This is a genomic window from Shewanella sp. 492 (assembly GCF_059338445.1).
On sequence record NZ_CM181702.1, the window covers coordinates 3,635,088 to 3,660,432 of the forward strand.

The window sequence follows — 25,345 nt, forward strand, 5'->3', positions numbered from 1 at the left end:
ATGTTAGGTTAATCATGCAACTTCTGAATTAATTCCAGGATCTTTCGTAAAAAGATCAAGCTTTAGATCTTCCAGCGCACCTAGTAATAACTGTTGATTTATCGGTATTTCAGAAATTGGGCTCAATATGGACAGAAGCTGTTGCTGTGAATCTGGGTATTCTTTCAAATATGCTAATAAGGATGATAACTCGGAAACATAACTAACGATCTGATCTGCCCGTTGAACAGACATATCCAGCGTATCACTTAAGATTAACTGGTTAGCTTTTACACTCGCACTATGCTCTGCAGCATCTTGCCTTAATAATTTAACCTCATTAATAAACTCATGTTGTTGCACCAATAATGTATCCAAAGGTTTCAGACTAGAGAGTAAATGACTTTGATGACTACTCAGTAACTGCAATGGTTCTAATGCTGCCGGTAAATTAGCCAAGTTGCCGATGACCTGCTCTAAAGCAGTTTCATTTCTTTTAAGTGACTCGCCTATACTCCGCATTTGTTGCCCAGAGGTTGAAATAGCACTTAACCCTGCTTCAATAGGCTTACCAAGTTTACTTACAATCTCTGTCGACATTGCAATGCTTTCATTAAGCACGTTACTTGATAGCGTAAATTCAACAGCGGCTTTTTTCTGGATATGAAGCGCTTCATCAATCGATGTTTTCACATCTCCCATTGTTTCTTTTACATCTGTTGATAACACACCAAGTGCAGTTGATATTTCAAGTGTAGCTTTGCCCAATTGTGTACTACCGCGCTCAAGAGTTAACGACGCTTCACTGCTCATATCCTTAATAGCAGAAGACAGATCACTACGGACATTATCGAGCACTTCAGTAAATTGACTATTGAATGAATCAATAGCATTCACTAAGTCACTTGCAGCAAGTCCTACTTTATCTGCTCCTTGAGCCATCCTTTGAGCGGCACCAGCCATGTTTTCAATAACTGATTGGCTATTATCAGTAAAAGACTGCATTGCTTCTTTAGTCGCTTGCGTTTCAATGCGTACAGACTCAATTGTTTCTTGTAGACCATTGATACTATTATTTATAGATTTTTGAGTTTGTTGATGAACCTGAGTCAGTCTATTTTTTATATCGTTAAGGCCAGCTCTAAGTGTTTCGCTTGTATGCTTTTGCACTTCAGTCGATTTGTTCACTAGAGTTAAAATACCAGTTTCTATGCATGTGCGCGTCTGGTCATTAGTATTTTTCAATACCTCTTGCAACTGTAAGCTATTATTCTTTGATTCATTCTGTGTTGATAAATGAGCTTGGTTAATACATTGCTCTAATGAATCAAAATTATCACTCAATAGTTGGCTATTTTGACTGTTATTTTGTTTATTTTGCTCAAGCAATTGATCTAACTTGTTGGAAAAAGCGCTAGCCATATTTACAGAGACACTACTTATTTGAGAAAACAATGCGGCTTGCTTTTCATCTTCCATGGCAAGTTGAATACTCTTGCGATGCTCTATCTCATTTTTAACTTTATCAATGACCCAAGTAAGACGTTTCTCATCGAAACGAGCAAATTCACTCCAAATTTTAAGCAGAATAAAACCACTTATTCCCCATGTTGATGTTTTAAATTTAGTGCCGAGACCATTAAGAAGTCCAAGCAGATGCTGCATACTATCTGCAGCACTACTCGCATCTAGCGCATTAGGCTGACTAAGAATATTAGAAGCATGATTAAGTGCCATGCCCAGTCCTAGAAATGTACCGAGTAAACCAATGATTAATAGTAACCCTGGCATGAGTTCGACCAGTTTTTCAGGAGCTGTAGCAACGGCATGCCACAGATCCGTCACGCTACCATGCTCAATATCTAAATCATCAGTCGTATCATTCGGTGTACCTCTATGCCACTTTTTCTCCCAAGATTTAGGTTTAGCGATTAGGTGGGCACTCACAATGGTACAAAGCATCATAAAAAGAATGATGGACAAAAAAAACGCTTGCAGTGGGTCACTAATATCCGGTATTAAAAAGTCTAATATTGCATCTAAATTCATACAGCAACCTTAAGAATAGTATCCATGCGCACTTTTGATTCTTGTTTGAATATATTGGCATAGTCGTTTAAAAGCGATTGCTCATCAGGAGTTAACTCATTGAATGACTTACTATGCTCGGCACAATCTATCAGCAATACACCTATTTTATGACCGTCCTCAAGTAAATAACTACGATCTTCTAATTCAATCTGCTCTTCTGTTTTCTCGAGTAATTGTAGGAACCCCTCTGCAGCTCCAACATAACGTTCAATATCTAATTGTTCTTCAGATAATTTATCAAGTGATAACTTATTTTTAGGTACATTTATCTCTAGTAGCGCTAACTCACTTGCCTCTTCACTAGAAAGTTCATCTTGAATTTTACATGCCAGAGTCAAACGCTGTAATAGCATTTTGTCTTTCGCATAAGCTCTGTTAGCAATATTCCACTCTTCCTCAAGAACCTCTGCATTTTTCGCCCAAGACACAATGAGCTCTTCAAAAACAAAAGGAGCAAGTTTTTTACCATGCTGCCTTGTCAATACACGGTCTAAGCGCTCTGCAGCATTTTTATTTAACTCTGGATTAGCCTTGATGAGATCTGAAGCTATTCTAATTAAAAATAAATCATCAGAGTTCAGATCATCAACAGTCATTGATGTACGAAGCTTTTTATCCGCAATAGTCAGCAATTTTTGTGTTGCACGTAGGCGTAAATAATGTTCGAAATCTGTGGGTTCGGCATCGATTGCTAACGATAATTCCGCTTTTGCAATTTCAAAGTCATTGATTGCAGAAGCTAATTCAAGGTTGTGTCTTTGTTCCTCGGGTATCACCTCGTCCTCTGCAAAACGAAACTCTTGTTGATGTGTTTTAGCTTCTTTCAATTCTTCAGCGTTGAGTACATCATTTTGTTGGTTAGTTGATTCGCTCCGTTCATTTTTATCTGCATCAACCGTTTGGGCCTTGTGCCATCGTTGAGCAAGTTTAATTGACCATTTAATTGCAGCATCTATTTTCTTTGCAATTGGGGATTTTTCAAATGCGGTTAATGCCCCCAAGCCTTTTTCTAACGACAGTAATGCCGTTTTTAACCAATGATGCGACACTGATTGTGCGGCTGAACGTAGTACTCCACGTATTTGTTCAACATAAGGTTTAACGGCCTTCCAGGCTTTTTTTACGCTACCCACAAAAACGTCTGCTTTCTCTGCCATCCAACCGATTGCTTTGCTTGCAACACTTTTAACTGTTTCATATGCAGAACTAGCTGCACTTTTTACTGTGCTAACTGCAGAGCTAACAAAGTTACCCACTGAACTACAAGCATTACTGAACCAACCCATTTTATTTCCCCTTTAAAATTAAACGCTTATTCCATAATTCCGAGTAACCGCCGACTAACCTCGGTATTAGTCACATTATTGGCTGCTTTTGTTATTACATCTTTTCTACTTTTACCCACATTCCTATTTGCAGAACAAACATCTTCTATTGCTGTTTCAAAGTGATGCCACTTAACCCTTGGGTCTTTATCACATTCGACTAATGCACGAGGAAAAGCTGTACGTAAAACAGTTCTTATTTCACGACCTGATAAACCATCAGATGCAACAGCACAACGTTCAATTATCATATCGCGCTCTTCGTCTAACGGGACGCCAGGAACCAGCATTCGCTGCCACAATTGTTTACGTCCTTCTATATCAGGGAGTTTAAACTCAATGTGATAGCGAATCCTGCTGACAAAAGCGCTATCGTAATTTTTAGCAAAATTGGTTGCAAAAATTACGATGCCATCAAAGCGCTCTAATTCCATTAATAATGTTGACCGCATAGCATTAATTTCATTATCGATGCCTTGAGTAACCGAAGAGAGTCGAGCCCCAAGTAATGTATCTGCTTCATCAAAAAAAATGACCGCACCTTCCAACGCTGCCGTTTTAAATGTTGCAGCTATATTTTTGGCCGTCTCTCCAACATATTTACTTTCAAGTTCAGATATACCGATGTGAAAATACTGGCGCTCTAAAGTTCCTGCGAGGGCTTCGGCAGCAAGAGTTTTACCTGTTCCCGGTGGACCATATAAATTGAGGATCATATTACGGCCCATAGGGTCAACCGCTTCAAAACCCCAATCTGTATAGATTGTTTTATGATGACGCATAGCACCAATAGCCTCTTCAAACATTCTGCGCGTCTCTGGTGCAAGAACGACATCCTCCTCTAAACGAATCCGTGGAGTACGTAATTCGTAACTAGATGAGGTATCGCCACTTTTTCTTGGTTGCTCGTCCATTAACTAATTGTTCCCTAATGCTCTTCGGATGACCGATGATATAGTCTTTCCAACTATTCCCGATGAATAATAAACATCTGATTGGTAATGACTTATACAGGATTCGAATGTAAAACAGATTGACGTTTGTAAGTGATTGGAGAGTACAAATCACCAGAAAAGGCTATCCCTAATATATTCATAACGTTCCTTATTATTTTTGTGCTGACCAAACGTTTTAGTTTGACTTGTGAATGGTTAGTACTGCTCACGCTTTTTATCCAATACATAATTAAAGCGCTAGTATCTACTGCTTAAACACACGATGCTTACTGGCCAACTGTCTGTCAGCATTAGTAACGGTATTCAACACTTTTACTAATACCAAAATCACAGGCAATATTAATCTATTGATTTATATGAAACAATGTAATAAATCACACCTCGCAAGGTAAGTTCACTTCTGAAAGCTTTAGCGAATATCGATTTTCTCCCTATACAGGCGCTAAAGCGGAGCAAAATGCTCCTGACATTTTGTGGGTGAGCTTGTTAACCACTATTTGTGCAATATTGACCTGCGCTTCAACTTTAACCTGCGAAGGCGAATAGTTCTTCAACACGAATGCTCCTTGCCTATTCTCTACTCCCGCCTTCCTTGGCGGCCGGATGATACGAGCCTGATTATGTGAAAGAGTGGTTTGTTCTGCGCCACCAGCTAAACTCACACTATAAATTACACCCATTATGCTTTTGCCTTTTTCGCTCTGGGCTTTTTCTTAGCGGCTTTGGCTGCTAATGCAAGCGCTTCCCGTTCGGCTTTAATGCGCTCAAGCAAGGCCTGTGCGCTGTTTTCGCCGCTAATGAGTTCAGGGTTAGCGGCGCGCCAGTCGGCGGTGAGTTCACCTCTGAAGGCTTTAGCGAGTATCGACTGGGTGAGGTTGTTAACTCGTGTTTGCGCTGCATTGACCTGCGCTTCGACTTTATCGGCGAAAGCGAACAGCTCTTCGACACGGCGGACACAAAATCGTCGGGAACGATTTTGGACGACCGTAGGTTGGCCCGAAGGGCAAACTACAGGGAAGTAGTTTGCAATTTCGGTTTGTTCTGCACCACCAGCTAAATTCAAACAATAGATAGCACTCATCATACCTTAGCCTTTTTAGCTCGCGTTTTCTTAGCTGGCTTGAGCTTTTCTCTTTCAGCTTTTATACGCTCAAGCAAGGCCTGTGCGCTGTTTTCGCCGCTAATGAGTTCAGGGTTAGCGGCACGCCAGTCGGCGGTGAGTTCGCCTCTGAAGGCTTTAGCGAGTATCGATTGGGTGAGGTTGTTAACTCGTGTTTGCGCTGCATTGACCTGCGCTTCGACTTTATCGGCGAAGGCGAACAGCTCTTCGACACGGCGGACGATCTCGGTTTGTTCGCTTAACTTAGGTAGCACAAACTCTAAAGAGGCTAGCTCTTTTGAGTTAATATTGTTCACCCCACTTGTTGAACGAGCACCAATTTCTACAACATCTCTTACAACTCGAGAGCATAGAACATTCAAAAGAAAACTCGGTAGCACCAGTTCTTTGTCACAACGAATACGGATTAGGTAACCTGCAAAAAGAAAACCTGCATACTGTTTTTCTACTAAAGCTGGCTTAGCAACAAGTTCAACGCTCCCATTTGATCGGATAACAAGTAAATCACCTTCTTGTAGTGCTAATTTATCTAATTCATTATCAGTAAAATTAGCCGACTTTAAATCAGAAATATCTAACTTACGGTTTCCTATATTTGGAATTCGTATAACTGGTGTTGCCCCACCGTTATAATCACACTTTTTAGACGTACCATACCGGATATCTTGTGCAACTTTACCAACGGTTGCCACCCTAGAGCCCTCTGAAGGTATTAGCTTGCCACTGACGGCGGCGGCGAGGACGGATTGGCGGAATGATTTTAAGATGGCGGGGATGGCATCGAGGCGGGCTTTGGTGCTTTCCACCTGTGCCAGCAGTTCATCAAGCTTGTCGGCTATGACTTTTTGTTCGGCTAGCGGGGCTAAACTAAATGGTATCGTCTTAGCTGTAGCACCAGAAAGCTCTTTAAATGTTGTGCCAGAACCTAGGCTCTCAGCTAAATCACGTATACTTTTTAGGTAATAGAACGCATAAGTAGAATCGACTTGCTCGGTAAATACAAAGTTCTTAAAACCTTGATTGGTACAGATTGGATTTTCAGCAATAACAACATAGCCTATTGGAGCACGGCTACTAAATAGCAACGCTCCTTTAGGCATTAATTTCGCTGAACTTGAATCGTAACCTTCTTGACTTAAATCCCTAGCACCATGAGAAATAGATTTACTGTTGTATTTGCTTAGATCTGCAGGTGTAAGCCAAGCAATCCCGCTACCTGGCATTGCAAAGTTATTTGGGTTCCCAGCTTTAGGGGTCCCACCAGCAACCACATTTGCTATATTGCCAATAGGTTGCTCTAGCCAACCTTCAGGAATCACTTGGCTCATCCTTTCACCCCACCAGCTAATGACGCCACCAAAGCCTCAAGATCCGCCAATGCGCCTTTAAGCTCTGTCATGGCTTCGCCTGCTAGCTCTTCTGGTGTGCCTAAATCAGCAGCATCGACGCTGTTGGCGTCTTTAAGCCATGAGATATCCAGTGAGTCGCCTTTGGTGTCACGAATGTAATCACGGCTAAATACGCGCCATCGGCTGTGTGCTAAGCGTGGGTCTATGCCCTTATTAACTTCAGCGGTTTCAACTTCCACCTCTTCGGCATTGAAGCTATAGTCGCCTTCCATTCGGTCGAAAATTGCTCCTGCATTTTCGACACTTCCGCCATCCATGGCGGTCGCCTTCTTATTCTTGCCAAAATAGCATTCTTCAAATGGGCTTAAGTGTTGCTGACCAAACGGGGTGCGTTTACCAAAGTTAGGCATGTTGGTACGTAGGTCGTACACCCAGGTATTAGTGGTGCAGTTTTCTTCTTGTAGCTTGTCGCCCTCAGAACCTTTAGTGAAGAACAGCACGTTAGTCTTCACGCCTGCGGCGTAGAAGATGCCTGTCGGCAAACGCAAGATAGTGTGCAGGTTACACTTGTGCATTAAGTCGCGACGCACATCAGTACCGACGCCCGCTTCAAATAACACGTTATCTGGCAATACCACAGCGGCGCGGCCACCCGCCTTTAAGTTACGGTAGATGTGCTGCAAGAAGGCTAGCTGCTTGTTGCTGGTGGGATAGGTTAAATCGTCACGAGTAATAGAGGCATCACCACCTTTACTGGTACCAAACGGTGGGTTAGCTAAGATAATATCGGCTTTAGGTAATGCTGCACCCACTTGGCCTAAGGAATTACCTAGATGCACTACGCCTTCATCGTCGCCTTCCATGCCATGCAGTAGGCAGTTCATCAGGGCTAAGCGGCGGGTTGATGGTACTAGCTCAACACCGACAAAGGCGTTGTTCTTTTGAAATGCCACTTGCTTGGCATCGAGGTCAAAGTGGTCATCGGTTTGCGCTTTAATGTAAGTATCGGCGGCAATTAAAAAGCCTGCGGTACCTGCGGCGGGATCTTGAATGACTTCACCTGCTTGCGGGTTAATCACCCGCACCATTGAGTCAATTAATGCACGCGGGGTAAAGTATTGGCCTGCGCCTGATTTGGTCTCGTTGGCGTTCTTTTCTAACAAACCTTCGTACAAATCGCCTAGGCCATCTTTTTGGGCGCTAAACCAGTCAATTGAGTCTAATGACTTAATTAATTGCTTTAAATGACGTGGCTCACGCAAGCGGGTTTGGGCATCGGCATAAATGGCTAAAATTAATGGGTCAGCGTGTAGGGTGTTACCCTCGCTGTCTTTACCTGTCGATAGGGTCAGTAGCATACGCTTATAGTCATCAAGCAGGTTTAGGCCGTCTTTGTCACTTAAATCTGTCCAGCGGCAACCTGTTGGCAGGGTATGTTTATTGAGTAAGCCTGCCTCGGTGTTCTCGTGCACCATTTTAATAAACAGCAATAAGACGAGCTCGGTGACGTAGTCAGAATAGTTAATGCCGTCGTCACGCAATACGTCACACAGATTCCACAGTTTTTGGACGATATCGCTATTATTTGAAGTGCTCATTTGATGTTCTCAATTAATTAAATTCGGCTAATGGTTGCTGCATTAGCTTTATATTTGGATTGTTTATCGATTCAGGGCTATTGATTGCTCACACCGACATAGCGACTGAATTGATTGCTGTCTTGGGTCATTAAGGTAACAAATTTAGGGTGAACGAATAGCTTTTCTTTACCTGATTGTACTTCTTGCAATACGCCAATATCACACAGCTGTTTTAAGTAAACTGAGGCGGTTTGACGTTTAGCTAAGCCATTTTCGACTAAGTTTTGAATGCGACAATAAGGCTGCTCAAAAATCACTTGTACTAGCTCATGGCTATAAATTTTAGGTAACTGCTGACGCACATATTCAGTGGTGTGTTCGATTAGTTCACGGGCAGCGGCGATTTTATGGGTGGTCCATTTAGCCGTTTGCTCGACAGCATTAAGCATGAAGATAATCCAAGGTTGCCATTCTTGCTTGGTGGTCACGTTAAGTAGCAAGCGATAGTAATCTTGCTTGTTAGCGACGATATAACGGCTTAAATACAAGATAGGTGCGCTCAGCAGTTGTTGGTCAATCAGGTAAAGAATATTCAGCACACGCCCTGTACGGCCATTACCATCGATAAAAGGGTGAATCGCTTCAAACTGATAGTGGGCAATGGCCATCTTAATCAGTGGATCTACATCATCTGAATTATGTAGAAAGGCTTCCCAGTTGCTTAGCAAGTCACGAATGACACCTTCGCCAGCTGGTGGGGTATAGATAACTTGACCTGTGGCCTGATTGGTTAAGCTAGTACCTGGCACTTTACGCACATCCATTTGCACCGATTTAATGGTACTGCAAATCTCTAATGCGGTGGTGACACACAATGGCCTGCTAGTGAGCTCGGTAAAGCCTTGGTAAAGGGCGGTGCGATAGCGAAGCGCCTCTTTGGTCATCGGGTCGGCTTGGCTGTCTTCTTGGGCGTACTGAAATAGCTTGTCGGTAGTGGTGACAATGTTTTCAATCTCGCTACTGCCTTGGGCTTCCAGTAATGGTAATAAGTTGATCAGCAAGCCTTGGTTAGGCAATAGCTCACCCGCTTGCTTTAATTCAGCAAGCGCGGCACGGGCAGGAATACAAGCTTTAAGAATGGGTAAGGTTTCAGCCATTTCCCCTAGCTTGCTATCTAGGGGTAAGGGCGGCAAATGGTTATATGCTTGGTCAGCTTGCCATTCCATGTTTAAAAAACCTTCTTTTTTCGACATAAACAAATAGTGCAGTGAGCTTATGTCGATTCAATCGACATGTAAAGCAAACATGTTTATAAAAGCTTACTTTATCGACATGTGTTACGTGTTTTGAGTTGTTATGTCGATTGCATCAACATTACTGGTAACATGTATAGAAAATACGAATATCTATACATATCTCAGTGGCTACCCCCTAAAAATATGCCCTGAAAATTAAGCGCTAACCGACCTGCCAAAGGTATTTGTTCAGCTCGTCGATAATGGTATCGAGCTGATCATCAAGTACATTGTTAAAGCGTTTAGCACCACCTTGATCGGCAAAACGTTGGTTGACAAATGCCTTATCAATCACAGCTTCATGCACTAATTGTTTTGCTAAGCGCTGAAGCCACTTACGTTGGTTAGGGTTCCACTCATGCTCGCTGTATATACGTTGCATCGCTTTGGTGACTCGTTGCTCAAAGGGGATGAGGGCTTCATCAAGCGCTGCCTGACGAATATAACCGATAATACTGGCTGCAATATCTTGGTTGGTATTTTTACGCCATGCGCTTTGCAGATGGGCCTCACTATAACCTGCTGCATCAAGTAAAAGTTTAACTTCTTTAAGTTGTTCTCGGGTTAGGTCTTTAGGGCGATTAACCACCACGGACAAGGCTGCCGATTGGTTAATATTCTGCTTAATAAAATGGTTAAAGCTTTCAAGATAGTCAGCCGGTTTTTCATGTACGCCATAGTTTTGCTGACGACTTATGAATTCATCGCGGCCTTCATAGATAATCGGCATCTTATCGCTACCAACAAGATAACGAACTTCGGCTAACTGATTAAGCAGGCCTTGATGCTGCTTAAAAAACTGCGCAGCCGCTTTAGGGCCAATTTGATGTAAATGCTGGTGGAGCTTATCAGGCGCAACGCCCCATAGACCCTCAAGTTGATCGAGTTTGGCTTTTAACTCTGGCTTATTCTCCGCCTTTTTAACTGCTGTACGCATGACTCGCATGACTTTTTGGCCAAGCTGATTAAGTACATCATCGGCGTGGCTAGTGCCAGCCTGTTCACCTGGAGCATCTAATGCTTGTGTTAACTGGTTATCATCGCTTAATTCTTCCACCAGCTGTTCAAGGGTGATGCTAGGGTCTTTGACGATCGGCTTCATGGTGTTGACGGCTTCGAGCGCACTATAAATATCTACAGGGTCATAAATCTTAAATGCAGTTTTACCAATGTCATCACAACGACGGGTCGCACGGCCCATCATTTGTTCATACAGGATGCGCGATTTAACACGGCGCAAAAACACCAAATGACAAATCTTAGGGACATCGATACCCGTTGATAATAGGTCAACGGTAATGGCGATATTAGGATATCGCTCATTTTTATACTGGCGAATAAGCTGGCTTACTTTGTCACTTTGACCTGTTATTTTAGCCACTGCAGCTTGATTGTAGTCATCACCATATATACCAATGAATGCTGTATCTAACAGACGCTTCACCATGTCAGCATGAACGTCTGTGGCGCAGAAAATTAAGGTTTTTTCATCGCCTAATGGATCTAATTCTTTAGTTAACTCTTGGCAAATAACCTCATTAAATGACTCGGTTATCACCCGCTTATTAAATGATTCAACTTCGAACTTTAACTCATCTTCTAAATCGGCAGTCTCGATTTCACCTGTTTGCGTATTAATAGCACTGATGGTTTCCCCTTTTTCGAACTTGATGCCATTTTTGTTTAATAAGGTTTCATATCGAATGGGTGGTTCATGGTCGATTAGCCAATCATCTGCCACCGCTTCACGGTAGCTATAGGTGTATACGGGCTTACCAAAGATCTCGCTGGTATGCTTAGCCGGAGTTGCGGTTAAGCCAATACGCACTGCATCGAAATAATCGAGCACACGACGGTAACTAGACAGGTATTGGCTAGCGTCTCGTGTTGCCAATTCACCTTCTGTCATTTGCTGGTCAAGCGCATAACCACGGTGGGCTTCGTCAACAATAATACAGTCAAATTCATCAAGTGGCGGCGGTGTGTCAGACATAAAAATGCGCTTTACCATGGCTTGCACGGTAGCGACTTGAATACGGGTTTCGGCTTCACTGGCCATATCGCCTAATTCGGCAATATTGTAGATCGACGACAGCACTTTATTTTGTTCAAGCTTCGCTTCATCAAATGAATCACAAGCCTGCTCGCCCAATGCGGTTCTATCAACGAGAAATAAAATACGTCTAAAACGTTCGGCTTTTAAAAATCGGTACATTAAACCGATAATGGTACGGGTTTTACCTGTGCCCGTTGCCATAGCCAGCAGACATTGGGTTTTATCTTGCGCTAATTCTGACTCAACAGCAGCAATGGCTTTTTGTTGGTAATCGCGTAGGCCAAGGTAATCAAAGCCCTCTTGCTGCAGTAACTTCTCTGCATCTTCACGACTACGTTTTAATTTATCGAGTAAGCCATCAGGCGAATGAAACTGCTGTAGCGCCTTCTTTGCATTGCTGGGTTTACGGACATCTCGAAACCAAGTGCCTGATAACTCTGCCAGTTGCTTATTAAACTCTCGGCCATTAGATGAATAAATAAAGGGGATATGGTAATGACCATCTTCCTCATCAGCCCATGCTACCGTGCGACCTTCTAATTCCCATGCGCCTTGTTGAGGGGAAGTAAGTTTGTATCCTTTAGAGTAACGTTCCGCTTGAGTTATCTTACCCGCGACGTTGGTGTTCTCTTTTTTAGCCTCGACGACTGCCACAGGGGTTAAGCCACAGAATAGTAGATAATCAGCTCGGCCTTGTAGGCCCTTATGCTGGGTAGGCCATTCTGCAATGGCGATATTTTTGCCATTTTTAGGCCGAGTGCCTTTGCGAAAATCTAATCTTTCAGAGTCAGCAATCCATCCTGCATCTCTTAACTGTTGATCGATAAGTACCCGCGTTAGCTCTTCACTGAGCTCAATATGACTGCCTGCTTTGTTCGCTTGCTTGCTAATTTGCTTCTTATTTTTTGTCGCAGCTTGGCTATCAGCTTCAGCAAGTTGTGCTAATTCAGTTTGTAGTGCTTTGATACGTGATTCGAATTGCTGCTTTTGCTCGGCGAGTGCTTGCTCATGTTCAGCCGCTTGCTGAGATAAAGCTCGGGCCTCAGCATCCATTTGTTCAGCAAGCACCACATATTCTTCTTTTTCCCGCGCGATTAACTCAGTTAACTGCTGGCTATCTGCTAGCTGCTGGTGGTTATCATTAAGTTCGCTGCGCAGCTGCTCGATCTGTGTTTGTAAATCTTGTAGCTGCTTACTTGGATCTTCAGGAGAGACAAATGGGCCTGCTTTAAAGGGAGACTTGAGTTCGCCAAAGGCATGATGAAACCAAATAGCTAAGCTTCGAGCCAGCTTTAGCCCTTCTAATGCTTCTTTATGCTGGGTTCTAAACTGATGAGTCGCTTTATTGCCTTCAATTCTTAAAGAATGAAATAGCTGACGAACGACAGGTTCTAGGTTTAACTCTCGGTGAATTTTATAAAGCAGATCCGCTTGCGTCGTTTTATCGTCAAACTCGATACCACACCTAGCGGCGATATCTTGCGCCATTGCTTCACCTAACTGACGCAGCTTAATTAAGGTGGTGTTGGGGTCTGAGGTAAAGGCACGCTCTGCGCTATAGGCTAAATCTAAAAAGATGGGATCGTATGATGACAGAAAACTAAAGTTTGTAGATTTGTTTTCTAAATTTTGACCCAGTGTATTCAATGCCATCATTCCCTCGCAGCGGTATTTTTCTAATCTAATCATAGCTTTTTAAAAATTGATAATCACGATTTAAGTTCAGAATTTGTAGCCCGCTCATTAAGCGGACGAATCGCAAACTCCTAGTTACAGCGTTGAGGCAATTTAGCTACAATACTTTCTTAATCAACAGCTTTAGTTTGTCATAGGGAACACGACATGGATCTCGACTCCATTCCAACGATTGAATCACTTTTAGAGCAAGATGCCATTCACTTTACTGGGAATGCGGAGTGGATTAATCGTTTTATTGATTTAATCACACCTTACGGCGTATTAACGCATTTCATATATGGTTCACCTGCCACAAGGTTTGATTCTCCTTTTAAGACCCTTGACCCGATTGACCTATGCGCCAATACACCACTTATTGATTTAAATACTGATGAAAAGCGGTTTTTAACAACTGAAGAGCTCAATCAATATCAATCAATAAGGAAAATACACAAGCAAGTGAGACCACTTTACACTGTTAATATTGATAAAGATTTTACTGTTATCGCCCACGTTAACAGCAACAGTGGCAACTTTGATAAGCTTATCCATCAAAAAATTAATGTAAATCCGCACCGCCTAATACACAGCCTGAAAGCATTAGCTAGAGCAATTGACCAATCAAATGCCTTTTTTATCTGTAGCACATGTAATCAATTAATTGACGCCGATTTTAAATCCAAAGGCCAGCCGGTCACTTGTGACGATAACGCTTGCAACAATATGGCTAAGCAACATTTCGACGTATCATCTGCAAAAGTAACTAATCAGGCATATAACCAGGATATGCGCATAGACATACTGGAGGATGGAATCACCATTTCAACGGCTATCGTTGGATGGCATGGTCCATATAGCTCCCATCTTGAGTGGGTGACACAACAAAAAATGAGCCTAAACTCCACACCTCGTCAAGTAAAGTCAGCCGCTAAAGCTATTCATGAAAGTGACTCCTACAGAATAAAATGCATATACTGCAAGGAAATGACTAATATTGGCAATATGTTCGATGACGATACCTGCCATTCCTGCGCATCCAGCCAATATGGTATCTTGTATTAATTTATCACTTAGTCCAAACCGCAACACTTGCTCTTTCAAGACAAAAAATGAGTAGTAGAAGCTGACTTCGGCAAAGCTGCTTAACAAAGTAGATGTGGTGACTAAATTGGTGACTAAAATAGAGTTAACCACACCAATAAAAACACAAGATACTGAATTTTAAAGATTTAAATTTCAAGTTCAACATTCAGATCCAAAACGTAGAATAAATACCTCGCTCTTAGCAAAAAGCCTCAATATGAGGCTTTTTTCGTTTTGAGATGCTGTAAAGCCAAAATGTACGTCCTCACATGATAGAAGGTCTTTTGGCGGAGCTGCTCTCTAAAATTAAGATAGACAATATCGACAAGAGTCTCAGCCAGATGATGAAAATGCATCACCCTGTGGCTGCAACCAGACTTTAAAGGTGACGCTTGGCATGATAAAAAATATCTCCAGCGTGAGCGGCGACATTCAGCTAGCGTTCACTCCAAATAGGGTATAATCGATCCTCAGGTGCCAACCCACAGGCAACATAGAAAAATGGAGCAATCATGTCAAAACGGAGTAAATGGCTACAGTTATTAGTGATTCTCATCGCCCTAGCCCTACTTATACCCGGTCTCAGCCTGCCAATGTTAAGCCTAGATGGCCACGCTGATAAATCCCAATTTGCCCAGACCACCATAGAGTTAATGACTCAAGACAGTGAAACACGCGGTTTGCTCGGCTCGGTATCAGCATTCCTCGGTTTTAACCAGCTGGAGGGCCAGGTGGAAATTTATAGCAAGCACCGTAGTATACTGGGGACGGTACAAGACCTGATACAAAGTGGTAACCTGTTGGTCGGGCTCTTGATTGTCACCTTCTCGGTAATTATTCCTACCCTCAAACTACTGGCGCAAGCCGTTCTGCTTTTCACTCAGGGCAGCACGGCGATAATACTTACACGCGTTATCGACGCCATAGGTAAATGGAGCATGGCCGATGTATTTGTGGTCGCCATCATTGTCAGTTATCTCGCCGGTAACGCCAAAGATCAGATGGGCGAATTGATAGTGATGCACGCCCAACTAGAAATCGGCTTCTGGTTTTTCACCGGCTATTGCCTATTTGCTATCGCTTCTAACTTATTGATGAGTAGACCTAAATATACGTCATACTAATGCTGCCCTTTGCTTCTTTCTGTCCCAGCTCATCGAAACAGGAGTGACAGGTTTGAGGAAAAGGGGCTGATGCGCGACCAGCCAAAAGACCTCAACATAACCAATGACATAACAGTAAACACCAGGATAACCTTATCGGTATCCTGGCTTGTCTATTAGGGCTGACGCTTCGGCCTGGTTGGCAAAGAATGCTCCCAGAGAACGAGTCAAAGTAGTGCGGCTCAAGAGGTAATAAGCCCCTTCGCAGAGGCTATATGTTTATTACAAGATGGAACTAAACCGTGAGTCCCCACATATCGAAGGTTTCTTGGCAAAGCTGTTCTCTAAAATCTGGGTGAGCGATGTCGATTAAGGCGCGGGCTCGCTCTCGCAGTGATTTACCTCGCAAATTGGCGATGCCATATTCGGTGACGATGTAATGTACATGAGCCCTGGTGGTGACCACGCCTGCACCAGGTGAGAGTACGGTGCTGATACGTGACACACTTCCATGCGCTGCAGTGCTTGGCAGTGCGATCACCGAGCGGCCGCCTTCTGATAGGCCCGCACCGCGAATAAAGTCCATCTGCCCACCTACGCCAGAATAGATACGCGTGCCTAATGAGTCGGCGCAAATTTGTCCCGAAATATCCACTTGCAGCGCCGAGTTTATTGCCATCACATTGGGATTTTTACGGATAATCGAGGTGTCATTGACCTGCTCAATATCCATAAAGATCACCGATGGGTTGTCGTCAACATAGTCATAGAGTCGCTGGCTACCGAGGGCAAAACCCGTGACCAATTTACCAGGATGCACTTTTTTGCGGCTATTGTTGATCACCCCAAGTTCGACCAGATTAAGCACGCCATCGGAAAATAGCTCAGTGTGCACACCTAAGTCTTGATGTTCGGTTAAGCAGGCAAGCACGGCGTCGGGGATCGCGCCTATACCCATTTGTAAGCAATCACCATCACGCACTAGTTTTGCCACATTTTGACCTATCGCCAAACTGGTGACATCGCTGGCAGCGAGTGGGTGTTGTGGTAAAGGCATACTCTGCTCATACACAGCGGCAAATTTTTGATAATGAATAAATCCATCACCGTGAGTGCGCGGCATCATAGGGTTGATGTGAGCGATGATTTTTTTAGCTACTTGGCAAGCGGCCAAGGTGGCTTCTACCGAGATACCTAAAGAGCAGATACCGTGTTTATCTGGTGGCGACACTTGAATGATAGCGGTGTCGATGGGTTGCTCGCCCGAGCGAAACAGTTTGGGGACTTCCGAGAGGAAAATAGGTACATAGTCGGCATCGCCACGCTGTAACAATTGACGCGTTGGCAGGCCACCAAAAAAACAGCGGTGTCGCAAATGCCCTTTCAGATTGGGTGAGCTAAGCGACTCGGCACATTCGGTATGCAGCTGTAATAGGGTTAAGTCTTGAATCGTTAACGCATGCTGCGCTAGCGCATCGAGTAGCACCTTAGGCGTCGCCCCCATAGAGTGTGTCCACAGGGTTTCACCGCTTTCGATTAAAGACACAGCTTCTAGGGCAGAGTTACAGATAATGGGGGCCATCAATGGTTATCCAATGTTATTAATCTGTAAGCAGTGTAAGGGCTTATGCAACACTTTAATAGTGATTGCGAGGATGAGTTGCACCTTAGTTGATCTTGAGCAACCTGGCCAAATATTGCCGGGAGCCTCAACGGGCATAAACCAAAAGAGCGCATTATTTTGCGCTCTTTTACTTGATTAATCGCTATTGTGCACAGGCTATTGAAAATACTTTTTCAACGTCGCTTGTTGGTTCAATAGGCTTTGATACAAGGTAAACTGATTGGCCGCTCGATCGAGATTATGGGTGTCATGCTGCACATGGAAGTAGCTATCGCCATTGAGATAGTCGGTCAAAAAGCGGACCCCAATCATTAGGCAGATCACTCGCGCGCCCAGCCATAGGCTACGCTTTTCATCCACAGTTAACACATCACCTAGCTCAGCTAAGTAGCCACGGCAGATAGCGGCAAATATCGACTCGCGAACCTCAACCTTATCAAGGTTGGTGGAATCCTCCTCCTCGGGCGAGGTAAAGGTGCGCACCATATCGCCAAAATCATACATTAAATGCCCTTTCATGCAGGTATCTAAGTCTATGATGGCTAAACTGCTCATGTCGCGCTTATCGTAAAGCATGTTATTGATTTTTGTGTCGTTATGGCAGGTTCGCAGCGGTAATGTCTCAGCCAACAGAGCCAATTCATCAAGTAGATGAGTCTGCGCCAGTGCAAAATCAACCCAGTGTTGGCAGTGTACTAATCGACCCACCATGTCTTGGGTGGCGGCCTGGTTAAGCAGCGCTATTCGTCCGGGAAGATGATGAAATTGCGGGATCACATCTTCCAAGTCGGTCGCATCTAGATCACTCAAGGCGCGTGAAAAATGGCCAAAGGCTTTAGCGGCTGACTCAGCCTCTTGCTCATTAGATACCACTTCGATGCTATGACTGTGGGGTAAGTAATTAATCGCGCGCCAAAAACCATTGTCGGCTAAATCAACATATAAGGCGTTATCCATGGTCAATACAGGTGCCACCACACTTAAATGATAATCACCGCACGCCGCTTTCACTTGCAAGTGGCTGGCTATCTTTTTTGCGTTGTTCACCAAGGCTTCTGGCCTCTTGAAGACTTGAGTGTTAATCCGCTGTAAGACTAACTCGCCCTGCGCTGAGCGCACTAAAAATGTGTCATTGATATGACCATTGCCAAGGGGCGACACTTTAGCGCAATCGGTTATGCCAAAGTGGGGCAGCACCTGCTGCCGAATAAGCTCAATCACCCAATAACTCCATTAATTTTTGTTTGACCCAGAGGGCATCTTGCGGATATGTCACGCCCATCCAGGTGTCGGCGCTAATATTAACGTAAACCGGTTTGACGCTGATATTATGGTCTTGCTGATGCTGTGACGGTAGGCAAGTCTGCACCACAGCGGGCAAGTAACATTCACTGCCAGCAAGATGACCACTATCTTTGATGAAGTGAATCAAGGCCTGCTCTAACACCCTAAAAATATCGACCGAAAACCCCCAGCATGTCATCGACACTAGGCTTTGTGGATCGAGCTCAGCTTGGTGCTGACCATTGTGTCCCAGCAGTTTATCACCTTGCCATGCAATATCGAGCCACTCCTGAACACTGCTTAAATAGTCCCCTTGTGTTTGGCAAATCCCCCGATTAACGCCACCATGTTGTGACAAGGTTTCATTGAGGCAATAAGCCACCATTTGCCACCGTTCGCTAGCGTGTTTAAAGCCATCGACCAGCAATTTAAAGGCATTATCACCATAATAATCATCGGCGTTAATCACTATCATAGGGCCATTAACCCAATGCCTGGCGCACCAAAGTGCGTGGGCAGTCCCCCAGGGCTTGCTCCGCCGCTTAGCTTCACCTTGCAAAGGCAAACACTCGGCTGGTAAGTCATCGGTTTGTTGCACACAAAAATGCAGTGCAAAACCGTCTGGCAAGGCGGTTAACCGCTGCTGCAGCGGTTCGATAAGCTCGGCGCGGGTGATAATCACCGCCGCCGAACATCCTGCCTTTATCGCACTCGCCAGCGAGAGCTCAAGCATGGTTTCGCCATGCGGCCCTAGGTTTGCCAGTTGTTTATCGCCGCCGAAACGACTACCTAAACCAGCTGCCATGATCACCAGCGTGACATTATTGAACTCATTATCGGGTGTACTAGAAGAGTGCGTCGCAACCATTGTCTACAACCAACTGGACTAGGGGCGGCGCGCTGGCCACCGACCATTAAAAATGTAACCGACGAGTTTAATCAGTTATGACGATGAACACCAGCGCCAATAGCCGCCATTCCCCCCTATTGTATAAAGCTAGCTGTAATAGATCTCGCCGATTAATCACCCGTTCATAGTGTTGAACATTAGCCTAAAGATAGGGACGAAACGCCGCTTGTTTCGCCAATGCCGCCTGACTGCCTTTGAGACTAAACTGATACCCACACAACTTAAGGCTGCCGCGCATGGCGACATCGTTAAGAATGGCTCGGGTATCGAGCGGCGAAAATCGGGCTAACGTCGATGAGTCAGGCAATAAACTCACCTCCATCGGGCGATATTGAGCACCATTATTAAAGGTTAACTCTTGGCAGCTACTATCCCCTTTACCAGTGGCTAATGACCACAATAATCCTGGCTCGCCGCGCTCACCCAACCAACTGATCATCAGCACATCTTCATCGAGTAGTATGCTAAAACCGTCGGGCATTATTGCCTCTTGATAAGAGGCCGTTTGGTTTATGCTACCTGATGCTTCGGCGCTGTTCTGCTGCACACTCTGGGTAGAGCTAGGTTCATCCGACCACATTAACACTAATGCGCTCACTAACATCAAGCTGCCAGCGCCAAGCAAACTGGCTCGGGGCCGGGCTTTAATCACCTTAATGGCACGCAAAGCACCTTGACCTATCACCTTTATGATACTTGCGAGGGCTTCACTATTATGTGTACTCGCGCTGTGAGTACTAGAGCCGATAGCATGCTCATAAGATTGTTGGTCATTAGCTTGATGCCCCTGATATCGATAGGGGCGCTCATTGGGGTCATCATCAAGCTCAAGGGGCATAACAGCGTCGCGCGCATCGCCAGCAATCACAGGCTCGACACGCCTTACGCGGCGATTCGCCGGTGATAATGGCCCCTGATAGCCGTAACAGCTTGCCGTAAATTGGCTTTTAGCTGGCGCTTGCAGCACCACAAACACGCAGGCTGCCAACTCCAGTAACACACCACAACCAATAACTATGGTATTAGCTTCATTAATCAGGCCAACACTCAACAATATCAGCCCAGGCACAGGCAAAAAAGCCCATATGATGGGCCGACCTTGCAACCGACGCTTAGCACTTAAGCTAGCAAACAATGCCGCAGCCAGCCCAACTAACAATAGCGATACATGGCCGTTTAGTAGCACATAGAAAATCAATACGGCAAAGAATGCGGCGAGATTGATCAGCGCAAAACGCACACTGCTATCCACGCCTTGACGACAAAAAAAGGTATTAAACTGCATAAAAATCCTACTACATTGGCTATCGGTTCACAGGTTCAGCCAAGAGTCTACGCTATCGACTCTGAGCTAGAACTTAAAAACTACCATAAATTACCCACTTTGGCGGACAAACAGTGACACTAATAGGCTAAATCACTAGCCTAATTTTACCGCTAGGCTGTATAATGTCTGGCTACCTAAATCAATCAGCTTTTGGATAGCACGCTCATGACCGCTCGCGGAAACCTGTTTATTATTTCAGCGCCTAGTGGTGCCGGTAAGTCTTCTCTTCTTAGCGCTATTTTGCAGGATAATCCTGCCGATATGAAAGTGTCTGTATCGCATACTACGCGCCAGCCACGTGTGGGGGAAGTCGACGGCCAACATTATCACTTTGTCTCGGTTGATGAATTTAAAGCGCTTATTGAAAAACAAGCTTTTTTTGAGTGGGCTGAAGTGTTTGGTAACTACTACGGCACCTCTCGCGAAGCGATTGAAGTGATGCTCGCCCAAGGGATCGACGTGTTTCTCGATATTGACTGGCAAGGCGCGCAACAGGTGAAACAGATGATGCCAGAGGCCATAGGGGTATTCATCTTACCGCCGTCAAAAGCTGAACTTGAGCGCCGTCTTACTGGCCGAGGTCAAGACAGTAGCGAAGTGATTGCTGGCCGCATGGCACAAGCCACTTCTGAGATTTCACACTATGGTGAATACGACTTCATCATAGTCAATGACGACTTTGAGCAAGCTCAGGTCGATTTAAAAGCAATTATTCGTAGCCAACGCCTTACTCGCGCTGGTCAAATTCATACTCTAAATGATATGCTTAACGATCTGTTGGCAGACTAACTGTCATAATGTATAATTTTGCGTCATTTTTTCACCCATAATCACTGGAGTTTCAACACATGGCTCGCGTAACTGTAGAAGACGCCGTAAACCAAATCGGCAACCGTTTTGATATGATCCTGGTTGCAGCGCGTCGTGCTCGCCAAATCGCCGTGCAGGGTAAAGACCCTATGGTTGAAGAAGAGAACGACAAGCCAACGGTTATCGCCCTGCGCGAAATCGAACTTGGTTTAGTCACCGCTGACACACTTGATGCCGATGAGCGTCAAACTGTGCGCGAACGTGAAGCGGCAGAAATTGCTGCTGTTGCTGCTATCGCTGAAGGCCGCAACGCTATATAAGGAGTGCTGCCACTTGTATCTGTTTGAAGGTCTCAAGGAGTCTGCGTCAGCTTATTTAGAACCGACGCAAGTAGAATTACTCAAGCAGGCCTATCAGGTTGCGCGCGATGCTCATGAAGGGCAAATGCGTACCAGTGGCGAACCTTATATTACCCATCCGGTTGCGGTTGCTCGCATCCTGGCCGATATGCGTCTCGATCATGAGACGCTAATGGCCGCTCTGCTGCACGACACTATCGAAGATACCCCCGTCACCAAAGAAGAGCTGTCCGAACTTTTTGGACCCGCCATTGGTGAGCTGGTTGAGGGCGTCTCTAAGCTAGACAAACTCAAGTTTCGCGATAAAAAAGAAGCCCAAGCAGAAAACTTTCGCAAGATGATGATGGCGATGACCCAAGATATTCGCGTCATCTTAATCAAACTTGCCGACCGCACCCACAATATGCGTACCTTAGGTGCACTGCGTCCCGACAAACGCCGTCGTATCGCCCGTGAAACCTTAGAAATTTACGCGCCGATCGCCAACCGCTTAGGTATCCACAACATTAAGACCGAGCTCGAAGATTTAGGTTTTCAGGCTTACTACCCGATGCGCTATCGCGTACTCAAAGAGGTAGTCAAGGCGGCTCGCGGTAACCGTAAAGAGCTGATCCAGCGCATTGAAGTGGCGATAAAAACCCGCTTAGAAGATGCGGGCATCAAAGGCACGGTAAAGGGGCGAGAAAAAAACCTTTATTCCATCTATAACAAGATGCGTAATAAAGAACTCCAATTTCAAGAAGTCATGGATATCTATGCCTTCCGCATCATAGTCGACACCATAGATACCTGTTATCGAGTGGTGGGCGCGATGCATAGCTTATACAAACCACGTCCTGGGCGGTTTAAAGATTATATTGCCATTCCTAAAGCGAACGGCTACCAATCGCTGCACACCTCGCTGTTTGGCCCCCATGCGGTCCCTGTTGAAGTACAAATTCGTACCGAAGATATGGATCAGATGGCAGACAAAGGGGTCGCGGCTCACTGGCTCTATAAAGGCGCCGGCACGCAACAGCAAGGCACCACCACCCAAGTGCGAGCACGCAAGTGGATGCAAAGCCTATTGGAGCTGCAACAAAGCGCCAGCACCTCCTTTGAATTTGTAGAAAACTTTAAGACTGAACTGTTCCCTGAAGAGATTTATGTCTTCACCCCAGAAGGGCGTATCTTGGAGCTTCCTGTGGGGGCGACGCCGGTGGATTTTGCCTATGAAGTGCATACCGATGTGGGTAACACTTGTGTCGGCGCGCGCGTCAATCGCCAAGCGTATCCCTTGAGTCAGCCATTGATTTCGGGGCAAACCGTCGAAATCATTACCGCTAAAGGTGCCAGACCCAACGCAGCCTGGCTTAACTTTGTCGTCACAGGTAAGGCACGCGCCAAGATAAGACAACTACTCAAGAGTCTCAAGGAAGATGAGGCGGTGGTTTTAGGTAAACGTCTACTCAATCATGCATTAGGTGATGTCAAACTTAAAGACATTGCCCCTGAACAGATTGACAAAGTGGTGCGTGAAACCAAACATAAGAGTCTAGAGTCATTACTCGCCGATATCGGTCTAGGCAATGCCATGAGCATTGTTATTGCACAGCGCCTTAAAGGTGACAGAATAGAGGTGCAAGAACATAAAGAAGCCAATATGATGCCCATTCGCGGCGCCGAAGGGATGCTGGTTTCCTTTGCTAACTGTTGTCGCCCCATTCCTGGCGACGCTGTTATTGCTCATGTTAGCCCAGGTAAAGGGTTGGTGGTGCACATGGAAAGCTGCGCCAATATTCGTGGCTACCAAGGTGAGCCCGATAAATATATCCCCGTGCATTGGGATAACGCCGAAGGGGTTGAATTTCAAGCTAATTTGCGTATCGAAATTGTCAACCATCAAGGCGCACTGGCAAAAATCACCTCTATCGTGGCCGCCGAAGGCTCCAATATTCATAACTTGAGTACCGAAGAGCGCGATGGCAGAGTCTTTTTGATTAACTTACGGATCTCGGTGACCGACCGAGTCCATTTAGCCAATGTGATGCGTCGTATTCGAGTGCTACCCGAAGTATTGCGTACCTCGCGCAATCGTTAAGTTGCGCGGCGCTTAACCTGCATTTATTAACCCCGTCGGCATAACGACAACTATTAATAACGACAAGTAGGAAAAAGTTTATGGCAGAGAAGATTATTATCGCAACCGACAAAGCCCCACAGGCTATCGGTACGTATTCTCAAGCAGTTAAAGTGGGCAGCACAGTGTACCTTTCTGGCCAGATCCCGTTAAATCCTGAAACTATGCAGATGGTCAGTGATGAGTTTGCAGCCCAAGTAGTTCAGGTATTTGATAATTTAACCGCCGTTTGCGCAGCCGCTGGTGGTTCACTACAAGATATCGTTAAACTCAATATCTATATGACCGACCTGAGCAACTTTGCAACCGTCAATGAGATAATGGGGCGCTACTTTGAGCAACCTTATCCTGCCCGCGCCGCCATTGGCGTTAAACAGCTACCGAAAGATTCGCTAGTTGAAATGGACGGAGTGATGGAGCTTTAATTTAGCCATTACCCTTGAGGGCGCCGCGGCGCCCTTTATACTTTTGATCTACAAGTAATCCCTATCGCCATGAGCCCAGAACGCTTCGCCCGCATCAATCAGATGCTAGACAATCGCCAAACCGACCTTACTGTTTGCCTCGATAAAGTCCATAAAACCAATAATATTGCTGCGGTTATTCGCACAGCTGATGCCGTAGGTATCCATCAAATCCATGCCGTGTGGCCTGACATTGAGATGCGAGTATCGGGTAATACTGCTTCGGGCAGTCAGCAATGGGTAAACACCATCAAGCACTATCATATGGATGAAGCTGCGGCCCAATTTGCTCAACAAGGCATGCAGGTGTTAGCGACCAACTTTTCCCCCAGCGCGGTGGATTTTCGCGAGATTGATTACACTAAACCTACGGTAGTGATCATGGGTAACGAGCGCGATGGAGTCAGTGACGCAGGCCTTGCGATTGCCGACCAGCACATCATTATTCCTATGGTGGGCATGGTGCAATCACTCAATGTGTCGGTCGCATCGGCATTAATCATGTACGAGGCTCAGCGTCAACGCGAACACGCTGGCATGTATGGCACGCGCACCTTAGATGATGCTTACTGCCAAACCATGCTATTTGAACAGGGGCACCCTATTTACGCCAAGGCTTGTCGACGCAAAAATATCCCCTACCCACGCATCGATGATCAGGGAAAAATTGTGGCCGATGACACCTGGTGGCAACGGATGCGCGCCCCCGATCCCGACGCAGAGCAATAAAGTCGCCTAGTCATAATGTGACCCCCCTCCTCAGGTTATCCCTACGCCTAAATCTATGACAATTCGTTTATTATTCAAGCAAAACAATTGTCATAGATCACATTT

At 45.1% G+C, this 25,345-nt stretch carries 19 protein-coding genes; 7 read left to right on the forward strand and 12 right to left on the reverse strand.

The window, feature by feature from the left end:
- Positions 1-12: 12 nt before the first annotated feature.
- The 8 genes from AC5YBX_RS15990 to hsdR all read right to left on the reverse strand — a co-directional run bounded on the left by AC5YBX_RS15990 (position 13) and on the right by hsdR (position 13,404).
- Entirely contained in the window at positions 13-2,028 is a 2,016-nt protein-coding gene (locus AC5YBX_RS15990; protein ID WP_494524033.1) for a hypothetical protein, read from the reverse strand.
- A complete protein-coding gene (locus AC5YBX_RS15995) occupies positions 2,025-3,356 on the reverse strand; it encodes a hypothetical protein (RefSeq protein ID WP_494524034.1) in 1,332 nt (443 codons plus the stop codon). Before AC5YBX_RS15995 ends, AC5YBX_RS15990 begins: the two co-directional genes overlap by 4 nt.
- A gap of 26 nt (positions 3,357-3,382) precedes the next feature.
- A complete protein-coding gene (locus tag AC5YBX_RS16000) occupies positions 3,383-4,309 on the reverse strand; it encodes an ATP-binding protein (RefSeq protein ID WP_119978570.1) in 927 nt (308 codons plus the stop codon).
- A gap of 721 nt (positions 4,310-5,030) precedes the next feature.
- Complete coding sequence (locus AC5YBX_RS16005) at positions 5,031-5,435, reverse strand: hypothetical protein (protein WP_494524035.1); 405 nt, start codon at positions 5,433-5,435, stop codon at positions 5,031-5,033.
- Entirely contained in the window at positions 5,432-6,799 is a 1,368-nt protein-coding gene (locus AC5YBX_RS16010) for a restriction endonuclease subunit S (protein WP_494524036.1), read from the reverse strand. Before AC5YBX_RS16010 ends, AC5YBX_RS16005 begins: the two co-directional genes overlap by 4 nt.
- Entirely contained in the window at positions 6,796-8,418 is a 1,623-nt protein-coding gene (locus tag AC5YBX_RS16015; RefSeq protein ID WP_494524037.1) for a class I SAM-dependent DNA methyltransferase, read from the reverse strand. The genes AC5YBX_RS16010 and AC5YBX_RS16015 overlap by 4 nt, the downstream gene beginning before the upstream one ends.
- 77 nt (positions 8,419-8,495) lie before the next feature.
- Entirely contained in the window at positions 8,496-9,626 is a 1,131-nt protein-coding gene (fic, locus tag AC5YBX_RS16020) for a protein adenylyltransferase Fic (protein ID WP_494524038.1), read from the reverse strand.
- A 232-nt stretch (positions 9,627-9,858) separates the two neighbouring features.
- Positions 9,859-13,404 (reverse strand): type I restriction-modification system endonuclease, encoded by a 3,546-nt coding sequence (gene hsdR / locus AC5YBX_RS16025; RefSeq protein ID WP_494524838.1) that lies wholly within the window; start codon positions 13,402-13,404, stop codon positions 9,859-9,861.
- A gap of 189 nt (positions 13,405-13,593) precedes the next feature.
- Here hsdR and AC5YBX_RS16030 point away from each other — a divergent pair, with 189 nt between their 5' ends.
- Both AC5YBX_RS16030 and AC5YBX_RS16035 read left to right on the forward strand, forming a co-directional pair.
- Entirely contained in the window at positions 13,594-14,490 is an 897-nt protein-coding gene (locus tag AC5YBX_RS16030) for a hypothetical protein (RefSeq protein ID WP_494524039.1), read from the forward strand.
- Between the two features lie 533 nt (positions 14,491-15,023).
- Complete coding sequence (locus tag AC5YBX_RS16035; protein ID WP_475515086.1) at positions 15,024-15,635, forward strand: paraquat-inducible protein A; 612 nt, start codon at positions 15,024-15,026, stop codon at positions 15,633-15,635.
- Between the two features lie 274 nt (positions 15,636-15,909).
- On the opposite strand, the gene AC5YBX_RS16040 is transcribed toward AC5YBX_RS16035, so the two are convergent.
- The 4 genes from AC5YBX_RS16040 to AC5YBX_RS16055 all read right to left on the reverse strand — a co-directional run bounded on the left by AC5YBX_RS16040 (position 15,910) and on the right by AC5YBX_RS16055 (position 20,717).
- Positions 15,910-17,196 carry an acetyl-CoA hydrolase/transferase family protein gene (locus tag AC5YBX_RS16040; protein ID WP_494520708.1) on the reverse strand — a complete coding sequence of 429 codons (1,287 nt, stop codon included), beginning with the start codon at positions 17,194-17,196 and terminating at the stop codon, positions 15,910-15,912.
- A gap of 198 nt (positions 17,197-17,394) precedes the next feature.
- Positions 17,395-18,459, reverse strand: a complete 1,065-nt coding sequence (locus tag AC5YBX_RS16045; protein WP_494520707.1) for a phosphotransferase enzyme family protein — start codon at positions 18,457-18,459, stop codon at positions 17,395-17,397.
- A complete protein-coding gene (locus tag AC5YBX_RS16050; protein ID WP_494524040.1) occupies positions 18,452-19,390 on the reverse strand; it encodes an NTP transferase domain-containing protein in 939 nt (312 codons plus the stop codon). Before AC5YBX_RS16050 ends, AC5YBX_RS16045 begins: the two co-directional genes overlap by 8 nt.
- 184 nt (positions 19,391-19,574) lie before the next feature.
- A complete protein-coding gene (locus AC5YBX_RS16055; RefSeq protein WP_494520706.1) occupies positions 19,575-20,717 on the reverse strand; it encodes a hypothetical protein in 1,143 nt (380 codons plus the stop codon).
- 207 nt (positions 20,718-20,924) lie between these two features.
- On the opposite strand from AC5YBX_RS16055, the gene gmk reads away from it, so the two are divergent.
- From gmk to trmH, 5 genes are all read left to right on the forward strand, one after another.
- Positions 20,925-21,548, forward strand: coding sequence for a guanylate kinase (gene gmk / locus AC5YBX_RS16060; RefSeq protein ID WP_475515091.1), 624 nt, complete (start codon positions 20,925-20,927; stop codon positions 21,546-21,548).
- Between the two features lie 59 nt (positions 21,549-21,607).
- Positions 21,608-21,889, forward strand: coding sequence for a DNA-directed RNA polymerase subunit omega (gene rpoZ, locus AC5YBX_RS16065; protein ID WP_012275521.1), 282 nt, complete (start codon positions 21,608-21,610; stop codon positions 21,887-21,889).
- A 13-nt stretch (positions 21,890-21,902) separates the two neighbouring features.
- Positions 21,903-24,008 carry a bifunctional GTP diphosphokinase/guanosine-3',5'-bis pyrophosphate 3'-pyrophosphohydrolase gene (gene spoT, locus AC5YBX_RS16070; protein ID WP_494520705.1) on the forward strand — a complete coding sequence of 702 codons (2,106 nt, stop codon included), beginning with the start codon at positions 21,903-21,905 and terminating at the stop codon, positions 24,006-24,008.
- A gap of 80 nt (positions 24,009-24,088) precedes the next feature.
- The gene (locus AC5YBX_RS16075) at positions 24,089-24,472 is read left to right on the forward strand and encodes a RidA family protein (RefSeq protein ID WP_494520704.1); all 384 of its coding nucleotides are present in this window, start codon (positions 24,089-24,091) and stop codon (positions 24,470-24,472) included.
- A gap of 69 nt (positions 24,473-24,541) precedes the next feature.
- Positions 24,542-25,240: a tRNA (guanosine(18)-2'-O)-methyltransferase TrmH gene (gene trmH, locus AC5YBX_RS16080; protein WP_494524041.1), complete on the forward strand. Its 699-nt coding sequence runs from the start codon at positions 24,542-24,544 to the stop codon at positions 25,238-25,240.
- The last annotated feature ends 105 nt before the right edge of the window (positions 25,241-25,345 follow it).

Coding starts and splice junctions, on each gene's coding strand:
- AC5YBX_RS15990 (WP_494524033.1), bottom strand. CDS start 2,028: ATGAATTTAGATGCAATATTAGACTTTTTAATACCGGATATTAGTGAC.
- AC5YBX_RS15995 (WP_494524034.1), bottom strand. CDS start 3,356: ATGGGTTGGTTCAGTAATGCTTGTAGTTCAGTGGGTAACTTTGTTAGC.
- AC5YBX_RS16000 (WP_119978570.1), bottom strand. CDS start 4,309: ATGGACGAGCAACCAAGAAAAAGTGGCGATACCTCATCTAGTTACGAA.
- AC5YBX_RS16005 (WP_494524035.1), bottom strand. CDS start 5,435: ATGATGAGTGCTATCTATTGTTTGAATTTAGCTGGTGGTGCAGAACAA.
- AC5YBX_RS16010 (WP_494524036.1), bottom strand. CDS start 6,799: ATGAGCCAAGTGATTCCTGAAGGTTGGCTAGAGCAACCTATTGGCAAT.
- AC5YBX_RS16015 (WP_494524037.1), bottom strand. CDS start 8,418: ATGAGCACTTCAAATAATAGCGATATCGTCCAAAAACTGTGGAATCTG.
- fic (WP_494524038.1), bottom strand. CDS start 9,626: ATGGAATGGCAAGCTGACCAAGCATATAACCATTTGCCGCCCTTACCC.
- hsdR (WP_494524838.1), bottom strand. CDS start 13,404: ATGGCATTGAATACACTGGGTCAAAATTTAGAAAACAAATCTACAAAC.
- AC5YBX_RS16030 (WP_494524039.1), top strand. CDS start 13,594: ATGGATCTCGACTCCATTCCAACGATTGAATCACTTTTAGAGCAAGAT.
- AC5YBX_RS16035 (WP_475515086.1), top strand. CDS start 15,024: ATGTCAAAACGGAGTAAATGGCTACAGTTATTAGTGATTCTCATCGCC.
- AC5YBX_RS16040 (WP_494520708.1), bottom strand. CDS start 17,196: ATGGCCCCCATTATCTGTAACTCTGCCCTAGAAGCTGTGTCTTTAATC.
- AC5YBX_RS16050 (WP_494524040.1), bottom strand. CDS start 19,390: ATGGTTGCGACGCACTCTTCTAGTACACCCGATAATGAGTTCAATAAT.
- AC5YBX_RS16055 (WP_494520706.1), bottom strand. CDS start 20,717: ATGCAGTTTAATACCTTTTTTTGTCGTCAAGGCGTGGATAGCAGTGTG.
- gmk (WP_475515091.1), top strand. CDS start 20,925: ATGACCGCTCGCGGAAACCTGTTTATTATTTCAGCGCCTAGTGGTGCC.
- rpoZ (WP_012275521.1), top strand. CDS start 21,608: ATGGCTCGCGTAACTGTAGAAGACGCCGTAAACCAAATCGGCAACCGT.
- AC5YBX_RS16075 (WP_494520704.1), top strand. CDS start 24,089: ATGGCAGAGAAGATTATTATCGCAACCGACAAAGCCCCACAGGCTATC.
- trmH (WP_494524041.1), top strand. CDS start 24,542: ATGAGCCCAGAACGCTTCGCCCGCATCAATCAGATGCTAGACAATCGC.